The following is a 21,158-nucleotide window of genomic DNA, read 5'->3' on the forward strand; positions in this document are numbered from 1 at the left end:
GCGTAGTACGCCTGGGAATCCCATGCGGAATCTCACGTTCCGGTAGTCCCTACCGGTCCCACCAACCCCACCCGAACCATCCGCGAGCGGACCCGGGTCGTAGTGCGAACGAGCGCGGAGCGCCCATGGATGCGCACGACCGCGGAGCACACGGGACACGAGGCGAGGTGCCGACCGAAACGGCACCCGGACCCCGGGGCGCCGGCGGAATCCAAGCCGGCACACGCGCTACGACCCGAGGCGACGACCGCAGCAGGACCCGGGACGCCCCGGACCGGGACGAGACGGGTTCGACCCCATGACATCATATCCTTGACTTAGTCATACACCTGGGGCAGGGTGAGATCAGGCTGGATCAATGCGTCGCCATCCGTGGCCCGGCCCCGAGGACCGGCCACTCAGGACTCGCTAGGAGCGACCCCATGGGCAACCCCGTCATCGTCGAAGCCGTGCGCACCCCCATCGGCAAGCGCAACGGCCGGCTCGCCGGCCTGCACCCGGTGCAGTTGTTGTCGGCCGTCCAGCGCGGGCTGATCGAGCGGGCCGGGATCGACCCCGAACTGGTGGACCAGGTGATCGGCGGCTGTGTCACCCAGGCCGGCGAGCAGTCCGGCGACATCGTCAAGCACGCGTGGTTGTACGCCGGCCTGCCGCATCGCACCGGCGGCACCACGATCGACTGCCAGTGCGGCTCCGCCCAGCAGTCGGTGCACCTGATCGCCGGACTGATCGCGACCGGGGCCATCGATGCGGGAGTTGCATGCGGCATCGAGTCGATGAGCCGCAACCCGCTCGGGCACACCGCCAAGCCCGGCCAGAAGTCCAAGCCGGAGGACTGGGCGATCGACCTGCCCGACCAGTTCACCGCCGCGGAGCGGATCGCCCGCAACCGCGGCATCACCCGCGCCGACGTGGACGCCCTGGGTGTGCGCTCGCAGGCCAACGCCAAACGCGCGTGGGACGAGGGCCGGTTCACCTCGCAGGTGGTGCCGGTCGAGGCCCCCGTACTGGACGCCGAGGGCAAGCCCACCGGCGAGACCGTGCTGGTCGACCGCGACCAGGGCCTGCGCGACACCACGATCGAGAGCCTGACCCGGCTCAAGCCGGTCCTGCCCGACGGCATCCACACCGCCGGCAACTCGTCGCAGATCTCCGACGGTGCCGCGGCACTGCTGATCATGGACGAGGACAAGGCGCGTGCGCTCGGCCTGCGTCCGCGCGCGCGGATCGTCGCGCAGGCGATGGTCGGCGCCGACCCGCACTACCACCTGGACGGCCCGAACGACGCGACCGAGCGGCTGTTCGCCCGCTCCGGGATGTCGATGTCCGACATCGACCTGTTCGAGGTCAACGAGGCGTTCGCGTCCGTCGTGCTCTCCTGGGCCCAGGTGCAGAAGGCCGACCTGGACCGGGTCAACGTCAACGGCGGCGCGATCGCCCTCGGCCACCCGGTCGGCTCCACCGGCGGCCGGCTGCTGACCACCGCGCTCTACGAACTGGAGCGCACCGACAAGCAGTTCGCTCTCGTGACGATGTGCGCGGGCGGCGCCAACGCGTCCGGCACGATCATCGAGCGGATCTGACCGGAAAGAAAGCGCCGAACACGAAGGCAGCGAACACGATCGAGCCCCGTACGCCGTTCGGCGTACGGGGCTCGATCAGGTTCGAGGGCGAGTCACGTGACTCGCGGTCGACTCAGTACCAGTGGTGGCTCTGCCAGAACGTCCACGCCTGGCACGGGCTGCCGTAGCGCTCGTTCATGTAGCTCAGGCCCCACTTGATCTGGGTCGCGGGGTTGGTCCGCCAGTCCGCGCCGGCCGAGGCCATCTTGCTCGCGGGCAGCGCCTGTACCAGACCGTACGCGCCGGAGGAGGCGTTGGTGGCGTTGACCCGCCAGCCGCTCTCCCGCTCGACGATGTTGCTGAAGCACGTGTACTGGGTCGAGCTCATCATCGACTTGGCGATCGCCTGGGCGTCGGCGGCGGACGCCGACACCTTCTCCACGGCGCCGCGGTTGTCGGAGCGCGCCGCACGTTCCTGGGCGGCCTTGCGGTCGGCGGCCGCCTTCTCCTCGGCGGCCTTGTCCGCTGCGGCCTTGTCGGCCGCGGCCTTCTCCGCGGCGGCCTTCTCGGCCGCGTCGCGCTCGGCCTTGACCCGGGCGGCCTCTTCGGCCTGCACACGCTGCGCCTCGTCGTAGGCGGCGGTCTGCGCGTCTGCCTGCTGGGTGATCCCGGTGCTCAGTTGCTGCGCCTGGGGGGCGGCAGGAACCTCGAGAAGCTTCGTGGTGCTCGCTTCGTCTACCGTCTGGGCGTCGGCGGACGCGGAAACGCCCGTTCCACTGAATCCGACGACGGCGCCAACGGCCGTGACAGCGGTGGCGGATGCCACGGCTATCCCCCGAACCGAGATCCGGCTCACACACGTTCCTTCCGACAGGCGCGCACCGCGGTCGAAGCGGCGTACGAGTCCCACCCCCGGTCTCCCCATGCTCCCCGAGGGAGCATTTCGGCCCGCGCACCGAACTGATTCCTCGGTGCGTGTGTGGGCGGCGTACAGCAGGTCAAGTGTCGAGTTGTCGGGCAGCGCTGTACGCGAGGGTCTTACAAGTCCAGCAGCCTGCCTCAGCCAAACATTCGGAAGCAATTTTCGAAGGCGTGGCGAACATCACAACTCCCGGAAACGCGAAGCCTTTTCCTTTCGGCCTCAGCCCGTTTCCACCCGGAATATGCGGACACGTGCGCGGGGCGCCACCGGCGCGGAAACCCGCGGGCGCGAAGACACGGGGCACGGGGGCGCGAGCACCGGGGCGGGGAGGCGCGGTGGCGCCGGCGTGCGGGCCCGGAGGCGCGAAGCGGAAACCCGCACGCGCCGGGACACGCAAGCGCCCACGGGAAGGCCCCGCCGGGAACGTCTCGAAGCAGTCGAGGCGTTCGCCGGCGGGGCCGGGTCGATCGATTTCCCGTGGGCCCCTCACCGGGCATCCGTCAGCCCGGCAGGTCCTCCAACATCTCGGTCACCAGGGCCGCGATCGGCGACCGTTCGGACCGGGTGAGCGTCACGTGCGCGAACAGCGGATGCCCCTTGAGCTTTTCCACCACCGCGACCACGCCGTCGTGTCGACCGACGCGCAGGTTGTCCCGCTGCGCGACATCGTGGGTGAGCACCACCCGCGAGTTGCTGCCGATCCGCGACAGCACGGTCAGCAGCACATTGCGCTCCAGCGACTGTGCCTCGTCCACGATCACGAACGCGTCGTGCAACGACCGGCCGCGAATGTGGGTGAGCGGCAGGACCTCCAACATCCCGCGCGCGACGACCTCCTCGATCACGTCGGACGTGGTGACCGCCGACAGCGTGTCGAAGACCGCCTGGGCCCAGGGGCTCATCTTCTCGTTCTCGGTGCCGGGCAGGTAGCCGAGCTCCTGACCGCCGACCGCGTAGAGAGGACGGAAGACCATCACCTTGCGGTGCTGGTTGCGCTCCAACACCGCCTCCAGACCGGCGCACATCGCCAGCGCCGACTTGCCGGTGCCCGCCCGGCCGCCCATCGACACGATGCCGATGTCCGGGTCGAGCAGCAGATCCAGCGCTATCCGCTGCTCGGCACTGCGCCCGTGCAGGCCGAACACGTCCCGGTCGCCGCGCACCAGCCGGACCTGCTTGTCCGCGGTGACCCGACCGAGCGCCTTGCCGCGCTCGGAGACCAGCACCAGTCCGGTGTGACAGGGCAGGTCGGCGGCCTGCTCGATGTGGGTGCGATCGTGCTCGAACAGGGCGTCGATGTCCGCCGAGTCGACGGTGAGTTCGGCCATCCCGGTCCAGCCCGAGGTGTTCACCAGTTCGGCGCGGTACTCCTCCGCGCTCAGCCCCACCGCGGAGGCCTTGACCCGCATCGGCACGTCCTTGGACACCAGCGTCACATCGTGTCCCTCGGCCATGAGGTGCCTGGCCACCGCCAGGATCCGCGAGTCGTTGTCCCCCAGCCGGAATCCGGGCGGGAGCACGGTCGCGTCGATGTGATTGAGCTCCACCCGCAGGGTGCCGCCGGAGTCCCCGATCGGCACCGGGGCGTCCAGCCGCCCGTACTGCGTGCGAAGTTCGTCCAGCATCCGCAGCGCGTGTCGGGCGAAGTAGCCCAGTTCCGGGTGGTGCCGTTTGGCCTCCAACTCGGTGATCACGACGACGGGCAGAACCACCTCGTGCTCGTCGAACTTCAAGAGCGCCGACGGATCGGCAAGGAGCACGCTGGTGTCGAGGACATACGTCCGGTGCTGCGGAGCACGGCGTTGGATCGTGGCCACGGAGTGCCTCGCCCCCTCTCAGGGCACGCGCACCGTGCGCCCTGATCGCTCGGAGTCCGGGCCCCGGCCCGAAGGCCGGGTGCCCGGCCCTCCTGTCGCCGTGAACTGTGGAGCATGTAGTGCACGGAAGGGCCTCCCGGGCAGGTGACGGGGTGTCACCCACATATCGCACCGGCCCACATGGATGTGCGCCGGCCCGACGGGGTTATTCCCGTCCGGGGCACGGTCAACACAAAACGGATGATCACATGCCGATGGAAACCCCGCCGTGAGCAGGAGCGGTGACGAGGCGTCAGGCCCCGTAGCGGCGGTGTCGGGCGGAGTAGTCGCGCAGGGCCCGGAGAAAATCGACCTTGCGGAAGTCCGGCCAGAAGGCCTCGCAGAAGTAGAACTCCGAATGTGCGCTCTGCCACAACAGGAAACCGGACAGCCGCTGTTCACCCGACGTTCGGATGACCAGGTCCGGGTCGGGCTGGCCGCGGGTGTACAGGTGCTCGGCGATGTGCTCGACGTCCAGCACCTCGGCCAGTTCCTCGATCGAGGTGCCCTTGCCGGCATGCTCCACGAGCAGCGAGCGGACCGCGTCGGCGATCTCGTGCCGGCCGCCGTAGCCGACCGCGACGTTGACGAACACGCCGGTCAGGTCCGCAGTCTCGGTCTCGGAGCGCTTGAGCACCTCGCGGGTGTGTTCGGGCAGCAGGTCCAGTGCGCCGACCGGGTGCACCCGCCAGCGGCGCGCGGCGGCCAGGTCGGTGACCGCATTCTCGATGATCACCATCAGATCGGCCAGTTCTTCCGGTGGCCGATTGAGGTTGTCGGTGGACAGCAGCCACAGCGTGACCACCTCGACACCGACCTCTTCACACCAGGTGAGCAGCTCGTGGATCTTGTCGGCACCCTTGCGGTGGCCCTCGGCGACCTGTTCGCCGTACGCCTTCGCCCAGCGGCGGTTGCCGTCCAGGATGACGCCGACGTGACGCGGTATCACCGTACGGTCGAGCGACGCCTCGATGCGCTTGCCGTATGCGCCGTATGCGAGGTCCCGCAGGCCCATGTCCACCTGCTCCTCCGTCCGTGATCACCCGCGCCGAAAACCCTACTCCCGTCCGACACCCGCTCGACGTCACGTGGCGGAGGGCGGGCGTGAAGATGCGGTGAAGGTCGGCTCGCGGACGGCGTGTCGCGCGCTCGTCCGAGGATGGCTTTCCGAACGCCGAGGGCCCGGCGGGAGGGATCCCGCCGGGCCCGGAGCGTACCGGTATTTTGACGTCGAGTCAGCTTCAGCCGTCGAGTCGCGAGACCAGCTTGTTGTACTCGTCCCACAGGCCCTGCGGGGTGTGCGAACCGAACTTCTCCAGGTGCTCGGGGACCAGCGCGGCCTCCTGCTTCCAGATCTCCCGGTCCACGGTCAGGAGCAGGTCCAGCTCCGCGTCGGTGAGGTCCAGGCCCTTGAGGTCCAGGGATTCACGCGTCGGCAGTACGCCGATCGGGGAGTCCACCCCGTCGGCGAGCCCTTCCAGGCGCTCGACGATCCACTTGAGCACCCGGCTGTTCTCGCCGAAGCCCGGCCAGACGAACTTGCCGTCCGCGTCCTTGCGGAACCAGTTCACGTAGTAGATCTTCGGCAGCTTGTCCGCCGAGGTGGCCTGGCCGATGTCCAGCCAGTGCGCCATGTAGTCGCCCATGTTGTAACCGCAGAACGGCAGCATGGCGAACGGGTCGCGACGCAGCTCGCCGACCGTGCCCTCGGCGGCGGCGGTCTTCTCCGAGGCGACGTTCGCGCCCAGGAAGACACCGTGCTGCCAGTCGAAGGACTCGGTCACCAGCGGCACCGCACTGGCCCGCCGACCACCGAAGAGGATGGCCGAGATCGGCACACCCTTCGGGTCCTCCCACTCGGGCGCGATCGTCGGGCACTGTGCGGCCGGGACGGTGAAGCGCGCGTTGGGGTGGGCGGCGGGGGTCTCCGACTCGGGAGTCCAGTCGTTGCCCTTCCAGTCGATCAGGTGCGCGGGCTTGTCCTCCGTCATGCCCTCCCACCAGACGTCGTTGTCGTCGGTGAGCGCGACGTTGGTGAAGACCGAGTTGCCCCACATGGTCTTCATCGCGTTGGCGTTGGTGTGCTCACCGGTGCCCGGCGCGACACCGAAGAAGCCCGCCTCGGGGTTGATCGCGTACAGCCGGCCGTCCTCGCCGAACCGCATCCACGCGATGTCGTCGCCGACGGTCTCCACCTTCCAGCCCGGAATGGTCGGCTGGAGCATCGCGAGGTTGGTCTTGCCACACGCGGAGGGGAAGGCGGCGGCGATGAACTTCGGCTCGGCGCCCGAGGGAGGCGTGAGCTTCAGGATCAGCATGTGCTCGGCCATCCAGCCCTCGTCGCGCGCCATGACCGACGCGATCCGGAGCGCGTAGCACTTCTTGCCGAGCAGGGCGTTGCCGCCGTAGCCCGAACCGTAGGACCAGATCTCCCGGTCCTCGGGGAAGTGCGTGATGTACTTCTCGCTGTTGCACGGCCACGGCACGTCCGCCTCGCCCTCGGCGAGCGGGGCCCCGACGGTGTGCACGGCCTTGACGAACTCGCCGTCGGTGCCCAGGAAGTCCAGCACCGCTTGGCCCATTCGGGTCATCGTGCGCATCGAGACCGCGACGTAGGCGGAGTCGGTGATCTCGACCCCGTAGGCGGCCAGCGACGAGCCGATCGGCCCCATGCAGAACGGCACCACATACATCGTGCGGCCACGCATCGAGCCGGCGAACAGGCCGCCGAGCTTGGTGCGCATCTCGGCCGGGGCTATCCAGTTGTTGGTCGGACCCGCGTCCTCCTCCTTCTCGGAGCAGATGAAGGTCCGGTCCTCGACGCGCGCGACATCCCGAGGGTCGGAGGTCGCGTAGTAGCTGTTGGGGCGCTTGTTCTCGTCGAGCTTGCGGAAGGTGCCCTTGTCGACGAGGAGGTCGGCGAGGCGCTGGTACTCCTCGTCCGAACCGTCACACCATTCGATCCGGTCGGGCTGAGTCAGCCGGGCGATCTCGCTCACCCAGTCGAGCAGCTGCCTGTGTTTCGTCGGGACCTCGTTGGCCACGATCGCTCCATTTCGCGCCTGGGACGGCGAGTCCCCGGCGTCGGGGTTGAGGGTTGCGGGGATTTTATCCGGTCGGCCGGGCTTGGAACCGCCCGGGACAGGGCCCCACCTGGAAGTTGTGCCCCGTACCGGACCGAAAACCCCAAAGACGTGCGGTTTCGCGCCCCTCCGGGACAAGATCTCCCGTGATGCGTCTCACTTCGTACCTGTCAGTAACCTACGTAGGCGTAAGTACACTCGGCGACATGAGTGTGGACGCGCACGCCTTGACGGCGCCCTTGACGCCCATCAAACCCAAGCTGCGCGGATGGATCCACGCGGGGACATTTCCCCTCGCCGTGGCCTCCGGCATCGTCCTGGTCGCCCTGGCCGCGGATACCAAATCCCGCATCGCGTGCAGCGTGTTCGCGGTCACCGCGGCGATGCTCTTCGGCACGTCCGGGGTCTACCACCGAGGCAACTGGGGACCGCGCGGTGAGGCGGTGTTGCGCAGGCTGGATCACGCCAACATCTTCCTGATCATCGCGGGCACCTACACCCCGCTGACCATCCTATTGTTGGGCAAAAGCGATCAAATCCTGCTGTGGGTGGTGTGGATCGGGGCACTCGCCGGGATCGGTTTCCGGGTCTTCTGGATCGGCGCACCGCGCTGGCTCTACACCCCGATCTATGTCGCGCTGGGCTGGGCCGCGGTGTTCTACCTGCCCGAGTTCATGCGCGAGGGCGGCGTCGCGGTGGTGGTCCTGGTGATCGTCGGCGGCGTGCTCTACAGCCTCGGCGCGGTGGTCTACGGGATCAAGCGGCCCAACCCCTCGCCGCAGTGGTTCGGCTTCCACGAGGTCTTCCACGCCTTCACTCTGCTCGCGTTCGCGAGCCACTTCATCGCCGTCGCCCTGGTGGCCGTGGACTGATCTCCCCCTCGCTCATCGGCCCGAAGGCCCGCCGCTCCATTCGGAGTTGCGGGCCTTCGGGCTTTTCCGGGTTTTCCCCCGAGCTTGGGCTGCTCTTTGCCGAAGATTTTGACAGTCGGCCGATTTTGAGAGCTACTGTCACAAGGCAGAGGCAACCAATAGATGGGGACTGTCGTGGATGCAACGAAGCAGGAGCCGAACCGGGTGAACGAGGCGGACGGCCCACTCGACCCGAGGCGGTGGTGGGCGCTGGGCGCGCTGGTGGTCGGACTCCTGGTGGTCGGCCTGGACACCACGATCATCAACGTGGCGATGCCGACGATGAGCGCACAGCTCGGCGCGAGCACGGGCGACCTCCAGTGGATCGCCGACTCGTACATCGTGGTGTTCGCGGCGCTGATGCTCCCGGCCGGACTGATCGGCGACCGCTACGGCCGGCGGCTCTTCCTGCTGGTGGGGCTCGCGATATTCGGCGTCGGCTCGGTGGTCGGCGCGCTGGTCGGCTCGGTCGAGGGGGTGATCGCGGCGCGCGCGCTGATGGGCGTCGGCGGGGCGTTCATCATGCCGCTGTCGTTGTCCATCCTGCCCTCGCTCTTCCCGGCCGCCGAGCGCGGCAAGGCGATCTCGGTCTGGGCCGCGAGCACGGCTCTGGGCATCCCGCTCGGGCCGATCCTGGGCGGGCTGCTGCTGGAGCACTTCTGGTGGGGTTCGGTGTTCCTGATCAACATCCCGATGGTCGGGCTGGCCCTGCTCGTGTGCGGGTTCCTGCTCCCGGTGTCGCGCTCGGCCGACGCCCCCAGGGTGGACGTCGCGGTCACCGTCCTGGTCGTCGCGGGGCTGACCACGCTGATCTTCGCGCTGATCGAGGCGCCCGAATGGGGCTGGGCCGACGCGCGCGTGCTCGCCCTGTTCGGCGCCGCGGCACTGCTCATCGCGAGCGTGGCGGTGCGCGAGAGCAGGGCCCGGAACCCGATGATCGACTTCGGGCTGTTCCGCGACCGCAACTTCCTGTGGGGCACGGTCGCCGCCCTGGTGCCGTCCTTCGCCATGGCGGGCGTCCTGTTCGTGGTCCCGCAGCGGTTCCAGGGCGTGGACGGACACAACGCACTCGGGACCGGTCTGCGGCTGCTGCCGTTGCTCGGCGGGTTGTTCGTGACCGCCCTGGCCAGCGACAAGCTCGTGCCCCGGCTGGGCTACAAGGTGGTCATCCCGACCGGCCTGTTCGTGCTCGGCGGCGGGCTGTTGACGGGGGCGAGCGGATCGGTGCACGACGGGTACGCGTGGACGGCCGCCTGGCTGGCCGTGAGCGGCCTGGGGCTGGGACTCTCGATGGTGCCCGCGATGGACGCGGTGATGGCCAACCTGGCGCCGGAGCGCGCCGGGATGGGGTCGGCCCTGGTGCAGACCCTGCGTCAGGTGGCGGGCGCGCTGGGGGTGGCGATCCTGGGCAGCGTGCTCGCATCCGCGTACCTGGACCGGATCGACACCAGCGGGCGCCCGGACGAGGTCGCCGACACCGCACGCGACTCGATCGGCGGCGCGGTCGAGGCGGCGGGCCGCAGCGGCGACCCGGCGCTGCTCGACTCGGCCCGGGACGCGTTCGTGCACGGTATGGACCTGAGCCTGCTGATCTGCGGCGTCGCGTCGTTGGCCGTCGCCGTCGCGGTGGCCGCCTTCCTGCCCCGCCGCACCGCCGCCGACCCTCGGCCTGCGCCGGCCCCCGCCGGACCGGGAGAATCGGGGCATGACCGCGAAGGAGCCCTCCATCCCTGACCTGCCCGGCTCGCCCGTGGGGCTGCGCGAGCGCAAGAAGATCAAGACCCGCCAGGCGATCCGCCGGGAGGCCTATCGGCTCTTTCGCGAGCACGGCTACGACGCGACCACCGTCGACCGGATCGCCGAGGCCGCGGAGATCTCGCCCAGCACGTTCTTCCGCTACTTCCCGACCAAGGAGGACCTCGTACTCACCGACGAGTACGACCCCCTCCTGGTACGGATCCTGCGGGCCGCGCCCAAGGACGCGAGCATGATCCGGGTGGTGCGCACCGGTGTGTTGGACGCCCTGCGCGAGATCCTTCGCGAGGAGCGTGAAGAGATGGTCACCCGGATGACGCTGGTGCACAACGTCCCGGCGTTGCGCCGGCGCACCCACGAGCAGCAGATGCAGAGCTGGACCCTGATCTCCGAAACGTTCGCCGAGCGAACGGGACGCTCGCCGGACGACCTCGAATTGCGGGTCGCCGCCGCCTCGATCAACGCGGCGATCTCCGAGGCGGTCTTCCACTGGACCCGGCACGGCTGCACCGGGGACCTGGTCGAACTGGTCGACCAGGCCCTGATGGTGCTGGAAAAGGGGCTGCGCGACAACCCGTGACCCCGGATCGGGCGCGGGGGGTCGCGGCGCGGGAGCGCCGGGGCGTCGGGACGCCGGGCTCAGGCTCGGGCCACCGCCTTGGCCAGGACCTGTGCGGCCAGGTGCTCCGGATCGGTCACCGGCGCGTCGCACGTGAAGTGCCGACACACGTACGCCGCCGGTCGGCCGCCCACCAGCGGTCGGTCGCGCAGCAGCGGCACCGGCGACTCCTCGGCCGGGTCGCCCATCGCGACCACCGCGCCGGGGGCGGTGGACATCAGCGCGGTCAGGTAGAGCGCCCAGGTCGCGTCGTCGTCGCGCGGGCCGACCACGGCGATCTCGCGCGGCCCGTCCAACCACGCCTCGGCGACCGCCAGGCCCCAGCCGATCTGCCGCGGGGCCCGGTCCGCCAGCACCCGGACCAGGCCGAGCGCGCGGCCGGCGGCCTCGCGGTGGTCCTCCGAGCCCAGGTGCGCCGCGTAGCCGAGCAGGGCGCCGGCGGCACCGGTCCAGCCGGACGGGGTGACCCCGTCGGTGGGGTCCTGCGGCCGACGGAACAGCTCCTCCGCGTCGTCCGCGGTGTCGTACAGCGCGCCGTCCTCGTCCACGAAGTGCCCCAGCACCACGTCCACGAGCACGCCGGCGAAGGTCAGCCACGCATCGTCCGAGGTCACCGCGTACAGCGCGAGGAAACCCTCGGCCACGTCCGCGTAGTCCTCCAGGACGCCCGCGTTCGGCCCGGGTCGGCCGTCGCGCGAGGTGCGCACCAGCCGGTCGCCGAGTTCGTCGTCCTCGTCGCCGCCCAGGTGCACCGCGAGCAGCAGGTCGGCCGCCGCGAGTGCGGCCTCCAGCAGGTCGGGGCGGGAGAACAGGGTGCCGGCCTCGGCCAGCGCCGCGATGGCCAGCCCGTTCCAGGCGGCCACCACCTTGTCGTCCCGGCCCGGCCGGGCCCGCTCCGCGCGCGCGGCCAGCAACTTCGCCCGTACGTCGGTCAGTCGCTCGATGTCCTCGGGGTCGTCGAGCAGTTGCAGGACGGACATGCCGTGCTCGAAGGTGCCCTCCTCGGTCACCGCGAACACGTCGGCCGCCCACGCGCCGTCCTGTTCGCCGAGCACCTCGATCAACTGCGCCCGGGTCCAGGCGTAGAACGCGCCCTCGACCGAGCGGCCCTGCGCGTCCAGGCTGTCCGCGTCCAGCGCGGAGGCGAACGCGCCCTCGGGGGTGCGCAGTTCGCGCACCACGAAGTCGGCCGTCTCCAGCGCGATCCTTCGGGCGAACTCGCTTCCGGTGGCCCGCCACAGGTGGGTGTACACCCGGATCAACTGGGCGTTGTCGTAGAGCATCTTCTCGAAGTGCGGCACCACCCACGCGGCATCCACCGAGTAGCGGGCGAAGCCGCCGCCGAGTTGGTCGTAGATGCCGCCCCGGGCCATCGCCTCGCAGGTCTCCTGGGCGATCTCCAGGGCCGCCTCGGACTCGGTCCGGGCGTGGTGGCGCAGCAGGAACTCCAGCACCATCGACGGCGGGAACTTGGGCGCGGCGCCGAACCCGCCGTGCACGCCGTCGTACTCGCGCGCGAGCAGGGTCAGCGCCGCGTCCAGATCCTCGGCGGTCGGCGTCTCGCCGCCGGTGTGCAGGTCGCGCGGGGCGGCCAGGGAGGCGGCGACCTGGAGGCCGGTGCGGCGCACCTCGTCGTTGCGGTCGACCCAGGCCTTGTTGATCTCGTACATCACCTGCCGGAACGAGGGCATCCCGCGGCGGGCCTCGCTCGGGTAGTAGGTGCCGCAGTAGAACGGCTCCCCGTCGGGCGTGGCGAACACGGTCATCGGCCAGCCGCCCTGGCCGTGGTTCATCGCGACCGTGGCCTCCATGTAGACCGCGTCCACGTCCGGGCGTTCCTCGCGGTCGACCTTGATCGCGACGAAGTTCGCGTTGACGATCGCGGCGGTGGCCTCGTCCTCGAAGGACTCGTGGGCCATCACGTGGCACCAGTGGCACGCGCTGTACCCGACGCTGAGCAGGATCGGGACATCACGGCGGCGGGCCTCGGCAAACGCCTCCTCACCCCACGGCCACCAGTCGACCGGGTTGTCGACGTGTTGGAGGAGGTACGGCGATGTGGACCCAGCGAGACGATTCGGCATGGGGCCATCCTCGCGCGCCGGCTCCGGAAATCCCGGGAGGCCCCTCCCGGGGGTCGATCGCATGCGGCGGGCGGGGCCGCCATCCGGCCGGCTCGGCCCGGCGGTGCCGGGCACGAGAGGGTCGAATCCGGACTTGCCGGTCCGATTCCGGCGACCTACGCCGCCGGCGGGCCGGTCAGGTACCGGGGGTGTCCTCGGTGTCCTTCGGCATCTCCCGGGCTGCGCGGGAGGGGCGCGGGGTGTCGGTCGGCCAGTTGCTCTGGTTGGCGTCCACCCGCTTGAGCTGCTTGTTCATCGACTTGATCAGGAACCAGGTGGCGACGGCGATCGCGGCGACGACCACGAACCCGAGCAGGCCGGGCGTGACCTTGCTCTCCTCGACCGCGAGCTGGAGCGCGAGCGGTGTCATGACGAACTACCTCCTGGATCGGAACCCCTTGTGAACAAGAGTGACATCCGATCGGCGGGACGTACGCACCGAGGGCCCGGAGAGATGTTCTCCGGGCCCTCTTTCGCGTCGTCCCGGGTCGTCCCCGAGGCACCGGCTAGCGCCGCACGCCCACCCGGACGCCCGCGAACAGGTCGTCCTCCGGCAGGTCGGTGTCCACCAGCGAGCGGACCAGTTCGTAGTCCTCGGTCGGCCACACCTCGCGCTGCACCGAGATCGGCACCCGGAACCAGAAGCCGTCCGGGTCCACCTGGGTGGCGTGTGCGATCAGCGCCCGGTCGCGGGTCTCGAACCAGTCGGCGCACGGGATGCGCGTGGTGATGTCCCGCTCGTCGCGGTCGCCCCAGCGCTCCAGCCACTCGCCGTACGGCGACTCCAGACCGCGGCTGAGCATGCCCTCGTGCAGGGCCTCGATCCGGGCCCGGGAGATGCCCTGGTTGTAGTACAGCTTCAGCGGCTGCCACGGCTCGCCGGAGTCCGGGTACGCGTCCGGATCGCCCGCCGCGTCGAAGGCCACCATGGTGATCTTGTGCGTCTGGATGTGGTCGGGGTGCGGGTAGCCGCCGTTCTCGTCGTACGTGGTGATCACGTGCGGACGGAACTCGCGGATCAGCCGGACCAGCGGCTCGGCCGCCTTGTCCACGTCGAGCACCGCGAAGCAGCCGTCCGGGAGCGGCGGCAGCGGGTCCCCCTCGGGCAGCCCCGAGTCCTCCCAGCCCAGCCACGCCTGCTGCACGCCGAGGATCTCGCGTGCCGCGTCCATCTCCTTGCGGCGCACCTCGTGGATGTTCGCCTCGATCTCCGGGTTGCCCTGGAGAGCGGGGTTGAGCACCGAGCCGCGTTCGCCGCCGGTACAGGTCGCGACGAGGACCTCGGCCCCCTCGGCGACATAGCGCGCCATGGTGGCCGCGCCCTTGCTCGACTCGTCGTCGGGGTGCGCGTGCACCGCCATCAGCCTCAGCCGATCGTCACTCACCGGAACGTCGCTCCTCATCCGTGCCCCGTGTCCCAGCCGCCGGGTCGTACCGCCGGGACCTGTCGAGGGCCGCTCTTGCACCGGACATATAGTGGCCGATAGATCTCGCTCGGGCGCAAACCCGGGCCCGTCCCGCAGGAGACCCGGTGAGCGCAACGCCCGTCACCCGTTACGGCAAGGGCGCCACCCGAAACGACCGCAAGCTGCGGATCGCCTTCGCGGTCTTCATGGTCGTGCTCGTGGCCGGGACGGTGTGGATCGGCCTCGATGTGGCGAACCCCGGCGTGCGCGGGTCTATTCCGAGCTTCAGGGTCGTCTCGGATTCCTCGGTGGAGGTCCGGGTGGAGATCCGCAAGGACGCCGACAAGGAAGCCGTCTGCGTACTGCGCTCGCGCGACGAGGGCGGCGCCGAGGTGGGCCGCCGCCAACTGCGCTTCGCCAAGGGCGACAAGCACATCGAGCGCACCGAGACGCTCCAGACGGCGGGTCGACCCAACACCGCCGAGCTGGAGGATTGTCACACCGTCGGCTGACCGACGGTCGCGCCGATCGCGGATCGGCCTCCCGAGTCGCCCGGGTGTGCGTGACTGCCCGAGACGTCGGGAGATTGTTACTCTCGAAGCTTCGTCCCCTCACGACCCGAGGTGTTCACACCGCGGACGGTGAGGGGGCGCTGGTATATGTGACACCTCTCCGTGCCGCCCGGGCCCGCCCCGACGGCCGGTCGGGTCGCGTGTACCTCTTTCGTACGCACCGTGTACGCAACCCCTGTCGCAGACCTACGAGGAGCACCCCGTGACCCAGACCAGCGAAAGCGTCACCTGGCTCACCCAGGAGGCGTACGACCGGCTCAAGGCCGAGCTGGAACACCTGTCGGGTCCCGCCCGTGCCGAAATCGCCGTGAAGATCGAAGAGGCCCGCCAGGAGGGCGACCTCAAGGAGAACGCGGGCTACCACGCGGCCAAGGAGGAGCAGGGCAAGCAGGAGCTGCGCATCCGCCAGCTCATCGGCCTGCTGCAGAACGCCAAGGTGGGCGAGGCCCCCGCGGACGACGGCGTGGTCGAGCCCGGCATGGTCGTCACCGTCATCTTCAACGGCGACCACGACGAGCCCACGACCTTCCTGCTCGGCTCGCGCGAGGACGCCGTGAGCGACGTGGACGTCTACTCGCCGCAGTCGCCGCTGGGCAAGGCGATCAACGGCAAGTCGGTCGGCCACAAGGCCACGTTCGCGCTGCCGAACGGCAAGAGCACCAGTGTCGAGGTCCTGGCGGCCAAGCCCTACAAGGGCTGAGCAACGACCCGAAGCGGCCCGGATCCCCCGTGACTGGGGGCCGGGCCGCTTGCGTTTCGCTCGCCGCTCGCTCGACGAACCTTGATCAGCCGGTCGCCCGGAGGTACTTGCGGACCGCCAGCGCGCGGAAGGTCACGATGATCAGAGCGGACCAGATCAGCGAGGCCCACACCGGGTGTTGCATGGGCCAGGCGTCGGACTGCACGACGCCCGGATTGCCGAACAACACTCGGGCCGCCTGCACCGTCGCGCTGAACGGGTTCCACTCGGCGATGTGCCGCACCCACGGCGTCATCTGGCTGGAGTCCACGAAGGCGTTCGAAATGAACGTGACCGGGAACAGCCAGATGATCCCGCCCGAGGTGGCCGCCTCCGGGGTTCGTACGGACAGACCGATCAGTGCCCCGATCCAGGTGAACGCGTATCCCAGAAGGAGGAGCAGGCCGAAGCCGGCCATCACCCTTCCGGCGGTGGTCGAGTCGGCGGAACCGGTGCGCCAGCCCACGATCAGCGCGACGATCGCCAGGACGAGCATCGTGATGGCCGTCTGGACGAGGTCGGCAACCGTACGGCCGGTCAGCACGGCGCCACGCGCCATGGGAAGCGAGCGGAACCGGTCGATGAGCCCCTTCTGCATGTCGTCCGCGATGCCGGCGGCCGATCCCGCGGTGGCGAACGTGACGGTCTGCGCGAAGATGCCCGCCATCAGGAAGTTCTTGTAGACGTCCGAATCGGTGCTGCCGCCGACCTTCATCGAGCCGCCGAAGACGTATGTGAACAGCACGACGAACATCACCGGCTGAATGACCCCGAAGAGGATCATCTCCGGGATCCTGGTCATCCGGATCAGATTCCTGCGGGCGATGACCAGGGAATCGTGGATCGAGCGCCCCACGTCGCTGCGGGCTGTGGGCGTACCCACGGAAGTCTTGGTCAGCACGGCCATCACTGCTTCACCGCCTCGACACGGTCGCGCTGCGGACCGCCTTCGCTCGGATTCTCGTCATCGTCGTCGCCGCTGCCGCCGTCGCCGATCTCGGACTCCGTCGCATGGCCGGTGAGCGCGATGAACACGTCGTCCAGGGTGGGCCGGCGCAGCCCGATGTCGTCTATCTCGATGCCCCGCGCGTCGAGTTCGCGAATGATCTCGGCGAGCAGCTTGGCGCCGCCGGTGACCGGGACGGTGATCCGCCGCTGGAGCTTGACCACGCCCAACTCGCCCTTGCCGAACGAGGTGAGCATCTCGCTCGCGTCGGCCAGCCGCGCCTGGTCGTGCACGACCACCTCGACCCGCTCGCCGCCGACCTTGGCCTTGAGCTCGTCGGCGGTGCCGCGCGCGATCACCTTGCCGTGGTCGACCACGGCGATGTCGTGCGCGAGGTGGTCGGCCTCCTCCAGGTACTGCGTGGTCAGCAGCAACGTGGTGCCGCCCGCGACGAGTTCCTCGATCACCCGCCACAGCGCCATCCGGTTGCGCGGGTCGAGGCCGGTGGTCGGCTCGTCCATGAACATCACCGGAGGACTCACCACGAGTGCCGCGGCCAGGTCGAGCCGGCGGCGCATGCCGCCCGAATAGGTCTTGGCGGGCCGGTCGCCCGCCTCGGACAGGTCGAACTGGGAGAGCAGTTCGTCGGCCCGACGCTTGGCGTCGCGACCGCTGAGCTGGTACAGCTCGCCGACCATCCGCAGGTTCTCCCGGCCGGTCAGGTACTCGTCCACGGCTGCGAACTGGCCGGACAGGCCGATCGAGCGGCGGACCGCGTCGGGATTCTTGAGCACGTCGTGACCGGCCACCACGGCTCGCCCGGAATCGGGTTCGAGCAGTGTGGTCAGCACACGTACGCATGTGGTCTTGCCTGCGCCGTTCGGTCCGAGCAGGCCCAGGACGGTGCCGGTGGGCACGCTCACGTCCACGCCGTCGAGTGCTCGGACCGAGCCGAAGGTCTTGACCAGACCTTCGGCGACGATCGCTTCCTGCATGTCGGTGGATCACTCCTCGTGCGGATGGGACATGGGGGCGGGCCGATCGATTCAGACATCCACCATGCGCCCAACGCACCGAGCATGCGACCGCTTTTCTCCGGAAGCGTAACTCTTCGTGTCCGGTCGGCGGCGCTCCGGGAACCGCCCGTTCGTACGTCGACGGCCCCGGTTGCCTCTCGGCCGCGTCCTCCGTGGGACATGGCTTGGTCGCCCAGCCAAGCACACCGCACCGACAACCGCTCCGGTAGCCGCCCTGCCGCCCGCCTTTCGGCGGCCTCCGGGCCCATGCCCGCAGGCACGGCCCCGGACACGGCCTAGCTCTTGCCGACCGTGTACCCCGCGCCGTAGAGCGCTTCGACCACGGCCGCGCAGTGGCTGCGGCCCTTGGTCTCCAATTGCAGGTCCACGTCCGCCTCGCCGACCCGCAGCGTCGCGTCGGTGCGCACGTGCGAGACCGCCGCGATGTTGGCGTCGGTCTCCGCCAACCGCCCCAGCAGGGTGGCCAGCGCGCCCGGGCTGTCGGGAATGCGCACGCGCAGCGACAGGTAACGCCCGGCCGAGGCCAGACCGTGCCGGAGTACCCGAAGCATCAGCAGCGGGTCCACGTTGCCGCCGGACAGCACCGCCACCACCGGCCCCTCGATCGGCTCACCGGTCTCCAGCAGCGCCGCCACCGACGCGGCGCCGGCGGGCTCGACCACCAACTTGGCCCGCTCCATGCACAGCAGCAGGGCCTGCGACAGGGACTCCTCGCCGACCGTGCGGATGCCGTCGGCGTGCTCGCGGATCAGCGCGAACGGGACCTCGCCGGGGCGGCCGACCGCGATTCCGTCGGCCATCGTGCCGAACGAGGGCAGCGACACCGGTGCACCGGCGGCGAGCGAGGGCGGGTACGCGGCGGCGGACGCCGCCTGCACGCCGATCACCTTGACGTCGGGCCGAATCGCCTTGACCGCGACCGCGATTCCGGCCAGCAGGCCACCACCGCCGGTGCCCACCAGGATGGTCTTGACCTCGGGGCACTGCTCCAGGATCTCCAGGCCGACGGTGCCCTGGCCGGCCACCACGTCGCGGTGGTCGAACGGGTGGATGAACACCGCCCCGGTCTCGTCCGCGTACGCGCGCGCGGCGGCGAGCGCGTGCTCGACGTTGTCGCCGCCCAGGATCACCTCGGCGCCGTACGAGCGGGTCGCGGCCACCTTGGGCAGCGGCGCACCGGCCGGCATGAACACCGTGGACGCGACGCCCAGGGTGCGGGCCGCGAGCGCGACCCCCTGGGCGTGGTTGCCGGCGCTCGCCGCGACCACGCCCCGAGCGCGCTCGGCCTCGGACAGACCCGCGATCCGCACGTACGCGCCGCGAATCTTGAAGGACCCGGTGCGCTGGAGGTTCTCGCACTTGAGATGGACCGGCGTGCCGACGCGGTCGGTCAGCGCCCGACACGACCTGATCGGTGTCTCGCGAACGACGCTTTCCAGCATCTTTCGCGCGATCCGGATGTCGTGCAGGGTCACCGTGGCCGGGGCAGGGCTGCTCATACGCCGAGTGTCGCACCAACCGCCCGTGCGGATATGCCGGGTCTCCTACCGCCCCGGGAGTCCCGAGAGTTGCCCCGCCCGCCCCGGGGTTCAGGAACCGGCCGGGTTGCGGCTCTGTCGACGCTCCATCGAGGCGTTGAACCGGGTGAGCAACTCGGTGAACCGCTCGCGGTCGTCCAGGCTCCACCCGGCACAGATCTCCGCCATCAGGCGCTGCCGGGCGTGCCGGACCTGGTGCAGCCGATCCCGGCCCTCGGCGGAGAGTTCGAGCAGCACGGCGCGGCCGTCGTCGGGATTGGGCACCCGATCCACCAGGCCCTGTTCGACCAACGGGGTGACCTGCCGGGTCACCGTGGACGAGTCGATCGTCATCGCCTGCGCGAGTGCCTTGACGCCCATCGGCCCGCCCGTTTCGAGCCGGCCGAGCAGCAGGTAGGCCGCACGGTCCATGGAGTTGCGCAGTTCGCCGACGGCACCGAGCCGGGTCTGCTCGGCACGGCGCGCGAACAACGCCACCTCGTGCTGCAGGCGGTCGTAGAGCGGGTCGGCAGAGCCGGTGGGGTCGTCATGGGCCTGGTCCGGTGTCATCGCCGCTCGTTCGTCGATCGGATGTGGTGCTCCGAAGGATATTGCGCGGACCGGGATCGGCGGGCCCGACCGGTCGATTCCACCCCGCTTCGGGGGTCGCGCGTTTTACCGTGACGGCAACGGAGGGTGGTGCCGTGGTGGCCGGTCGGTGCGGTATGCCGAGGGTGACAAGTGGCAAGGGGCGACATGTCGCGATACGCGACTACCCGAACAGGTGTGGGGCAGCAACACAGAGAGCGGCGACGGCAACGGGCCGGCCCCAGGGCATCCGCTCGGCAGACCTGCGGGAGGGACCGTGCACAGGCGCGATGCTCGCGAGTTCGATCTCTTCGTCCACACCGTCGGCACTCAACTCCTGCAGGCCGCCGACCTGCTCACCGGCGACCGACAACGCGCCGAGCGCCGGGTCGAGCGGGCCCTGGCGCAGGCGTGCGTGCGCTGGAGCAGGTCGCCCGGCCAGGATCCGGTCCGCACCGCGTGGCGTGCGCTGATGACCGGATACCTGGACCCGTGGCGGCCGGGCCCACGCGGCCGGCGGGGCGAACCTCCGGGCGGGGACGAGCCGTTCGCCACCCTGGACCGACTCGGCCGGGTCGAGCGGGCCGCCGTGGTGCTGCGGCTGTACGCCCGCCTGGACGAGTACGACGCCGCCGAGGCGCTGGGGTTGCCGATCGAGACGGTGGCCGGTGCGTGGCGGCGCGGGATGGCCGAGGTGCTGGCCGGCGACGCGTTGTCGCCCGCGAGGCCGCGGCCGGTCCCGAGCGCGGAACCGGTCCCGAGCGCGGGATCGATCCGATGAGCGTGACGGCGCCGACGCCCGGGGCGGCGGAACCGGAGGAGATACCCGAGCCGCCGGAGTTCCCCTATCGGCCACTGCCCGCGAACCTGGCCCGGCGGGTACGCCGGCGGGCGTACCTGCACCGACTGCGGCACGTGATCGGCTCGGGCCTGCTGGCCGGCGCGGTGATCGGCGGGGTGTGGCTGGCCACGCCCGCGACCGGTGGCGGAGGCGGGCTGCCACCGGCACCGTCGGACCCGACACCGCTGTGGCCGATCGAGAACATCGAGCCGCCTCGGCTGCGCACCGACGTCGGGCTCGGCGGTTCGGCGTGGATCGGCTACGCGGGTCCCGAGCACTCTTCGTCGTGGTGTCTGGGCAGCGCGGCCGAGCCGAGCGAGTCGACCGAGTCGAGCGCACCGACCTGCCACTTCCTGCCGGCCCCCGGCAGGCTGGACACCGCGACCCTGGACCCGGGCGTGTACGCGCCGACCGGGCAGCGCCTGGTGGTCGCGATCCTGGTCGGCCAGAGCATGCCCGCCCCGGCGGTACGCGGCGAACTGCGCGAGGCGACGGGCGCCCGACAGATGCGCCTGGACCGCCCGCCCGGCCTGCCTGGCGTCGCCTACCTGTGGGCCTTCAGCACCGAGACCCCGGTCTCGATCACCGTCTTCGACGAGGCGGGCAACCTGGTGACGGCGTGCTCGCCGTGCACGGGGACGACCCGCTAGGACCTGTGCGGGCCGACGGCGCGACCCGTCG

General features: G+C 70.2%; 19 protein-coding genes. 8 read left to right on the forward strand and 11 right to left on the reverse strand.

From position 1 onward, the window contains the following. Window positions 1–422 precede the first annotated feature (422 nt). On the forward strand, window positions 423–1,583 hold the full coding sequence (locus ACIBM5_RS36325; protein WP_396010978.1) for a steroid 3-ketoacyl-CoA thiolase: 1,161 nt from the start codon (window positions 423–425) through the stop codon (window positions 1,581–1,583). A 112-nt stretch (window positions 1,584–1,695) separates the two neighbouring features. Here ACIBM5_RS36325 and ACIBM5_RS36330 read toward each other — a convergent pair whose 3' ends face one another. The 4 genes from ACIBM5_RS36330 to ACIBM5_RS36345 all read right to left on the reverse strand — a co-directional run bounded on the left by ACIBM5_RS36330 (window position 1,696) and on the right by ACIBM5_RS36345 (window position 7,384). Continuing rightward, window positions 1,696–2,418 (reverse strand): transglycosylase SLT domain-containing protein, encoded by a 723-nt coding sequence (locus tag ACIBM5_RS36330; protein ID WP_391586706.1) that lies wholly within the window; start codon window positions 2,416–2,418, stop codon window positions 1,696–1,698. A 566-nt stretch (window positions 2,419–2,984) separates the two neighbouring features. Further along, window positions 2,985–4,301, reverse strand: a complete 1,317-nt coding sequence (locus ACIBM5_RS36335) for a PhoH family protein (protein ID WP_391586705.1) — start codon at window positions 4,299–4,301, stop codon at window positions 2,985–2,987. Between the two features lie 292 nt (window positions 4,302–4,593). Next, window positions 4,594–5,355 (reverse strand): isoprenyl transferase, encoded by a 762-nt coding sequence (locus ACIBM5_RS36340; RefSeq protein ID WP_360311901.1) that lies wholly within the window; start codon window positions 5,353–5,355, stop codon window positions 4,594–4,596. Between the two features lie 226 nt (window positions 5,356–5,581). Continuing rightward, on the reverse strand, window positions 5,582–7,384 hold the full coding sequence (locus ACIBM5_RS36345) for a phosphoenolpyruvate carboxykinase (GTP) (RefSeq protein ID WP_391586704.1): 1,803 nt from the start codon (window positions 7,382–7,384) through the stop codon (window positions 5,582–5,584). Between the two features lie 245 nt (window positions 7,385–7,629). Between ACIBM5_RS36345 and ACIBM5_RS36350 the strand changes: the two genes are divergently transcribed. The 3 genes from ACIBM5_RS36350 to ACIBM5_RS36360 all read left to right on the forward strand — a co-directional run bounded on the left by ACIBM5_RS36350 (window position 7,630) and on the right by ACIBM5_RS36360 (window position 10,669). Beyond that, a complete protein-coding gene (locus tag ACIBM5_RS36350) occupies window positions 7,630–8,295 on the forward strand; it encodes a hemolysin III family protein (RefSeq protein ID WP_396010979.1) in 666 nt (221 codons plus the stop codon). A 162-nt stretch (window positions 8,296–8,457) separates the two neighbouring features. Then, entirely contained in the window at window positions 8,458–10,068 is a 1,611-nt protein-coding gene (locus tag ACIBM5_RS36355; RefSeq protein WP_396010981.1) for an MFS transporter, read from the forward strand. Further along, window positions 10,040–10,669 (forward strand): TetR family transcriptional regulator, encoded by a 630-nt coding sequence (locus tag ACIBM5_RS36360; RefSeq protein ID WP_396010982.1) that lies wholly within the window; start codon window positions 10,040–10,042, stop codon window positions 10,667–10,669. Before ACIBM5_RS36355 ends, ACIBM5_RS36360 begins: the two co-directional genes overlap by 29 nt. Before the next feature lie 59 nt (window positions 10,670–10,728). Here the strand turns inward: ACIBM5_RS36360 and ACIBM5_RS36365 are convergent, their stop codons facing one another. From ACIBM5_RS36365 to mca, 3 genes are all read right to left on the reverse strand, one after another. Beyond that, on the reverse strand, window positions 10,729–12,792 hold the full coding sequence (locus ACIBM5_RS36365) for a thioredoxin domain-containing protein (RefSeq protein WP_396010983.1): 2,064 nt from the start codon (window positions 12,790–12,792) through the stop codon (window positions 10,729–10,731). 175 nt (window positions 12,793–12,967) lie between these two features. Beyond that, window positions 12,968–13,201, reverse strand: a complete 234-nt coding sequence (locus ACIBM5_RS36370; RefSeq protein WP_396010984.1) for a hypothetical protein — start codon at window positions 13,199–13,201, stop codon at window positions 12,968–12,970. A 136-nt stretch (window positions 13,202–13,337) separates the two neighbouring features. Then, window positions 13,338–14,192 (reverse strand): mycothiol conjugate amidase Mca, encoded by an 855-nt coding sequence (gene mca / locus ACIBM5_RS36375; protein ID WP_391586874.1) that lies wholly within the window; start codon window positions 14,190–14,192, stop codon window positions 13,338–13,340. Between the two features lie 170 nt (window positions 14,193–14,362). On the opposite strand from mca, the gene ACIBM5_RS36380 reads away from it, so the two are divergent. Together ACIBM5_RS36380 and greA are read left to right on the forward strand one after the other, a co-directional pair. Further along, complete coding sequence (locus tag ACIBM5_RS36380) at window positions 14,363–14,749, forward strand: DUF4307 domain-containing protein (protein ID WP_396010985.1); 387 nt, start codon at window positions 14,363–14,365, stop codon at window positions 14,747–14,749. Between the two features lie 262 nt (window positions 14,750–15,011). Beyond that, a complete protein-coding gene (greA, locus tag ACIBM5_RS36385; protein ID WP_391586695.1) occupies window positions 15,012–15,509 on the forward strand; it encodes a transcription elongation factor GreA in 498 nt (165 codons plus the stop codon). 85 nt (window positions 15,510–15,594) lie between these two features. Here the strand turns inward: greA and ACIBM5_RS36390 are convergent, their stop codons facing one another. The 4 genes from ACIBM5_RS36390 to ACIBM5_RS36405 form a co-directional block, all read right to left on the reverse strand. Then, window positions 15,595–16,455 (reverse strand): ABC transporter permease, encoded by an 861-nt coding sequence (locus ACIBM5_RS36390; protein WP_391586694.1) that lies wholly within the window; start codon window positions 16,453–16,455, stop codon window positions 15,595–15,597. After that, window positions 16,455–17,489, reverse strand: coding sequence for an ATP-binding cassette domain-containing protein (locus tag ACIBM5_RS36395; protein ID WP_396010986.1), 1,035 nt, complete (start codon window positions 17,487–17,489; stop codon window positions 16,455–16,457). The genes ACIBM5_RS36390 and ACIBM5_RS36395 overlap by 1 nt, the downstream gene beginning before the upstream one ends. Before the next feature lie 317 nt (window positions 17,490–17,806). Further along, complete coding sequence (gene ilvA, locus ACIBM5_RS36400) at window positions 17,807–19,030, reverse strand: threonine ammonia-lyase (RefSeq protein ID WP_391586692.1); 1,224 nt, start codon at window positions 19,028–19,030, stop codon at window positions 17,807–17,809. Between the two features lie 90 nt (window positions 19,031–19,120). After that, on the reverse strand, window positions 19,121–19,618 hold the full coding sequence (locus tag ACIBM5_RS36405) for a MarR family winged helix-turn-helix transcriptional regulator (protein WP_020556525.1): 498 nt from the start codon (window positions 19,616–19,618) through the stop codon (window positions 19,121–19,123). A gap of 295 nt (window positions 19,619–19,913) precedes the next feature. Here ACIBM5_RS36405 and ACIBM5_RS36410 point away from each other — a divergent pair, with 295 nt between their 5' ends. After that, window positions 19,914–20,417, forward strand: coding sequence for an RNA polymerase subunit sigma-70 (locus ACIBM5_RS36410; protein ID WP_396010987.1), 504 nt, complete (start codon window positions 19,914–19,916; stop codon window positions 20,415–20,417). Further along, window positions 20,414–21,127: a hypothetical protein gene (locus ACIBM5_RS36415; RefSeq protein ID WP_396010988.1), complete on the forward strand. Its 714-nt coding sequence runs from the start codon at window positions 20,414–20,416 to the stop codon at window positions 21,125–21,127. The genes ACIBM5_RS36410 and ACIBM5_RS36415 overlap by 4 nt, the downstream gene beginning before the upstream one ends. The last annotated feature ends 31 nt before the right edge of the window (window positions 21,128–21,158 follow it).

Source organism: Embleya sp. NPDC050493, assembly GCF_044458105.1.
In the GTDB taxonomy this organism is placed as follows: domain Bacteria; phylum Actinomycetota; class Actinomycetes; order Streptomycetales; family Streptomycetaceae; genus Embleya.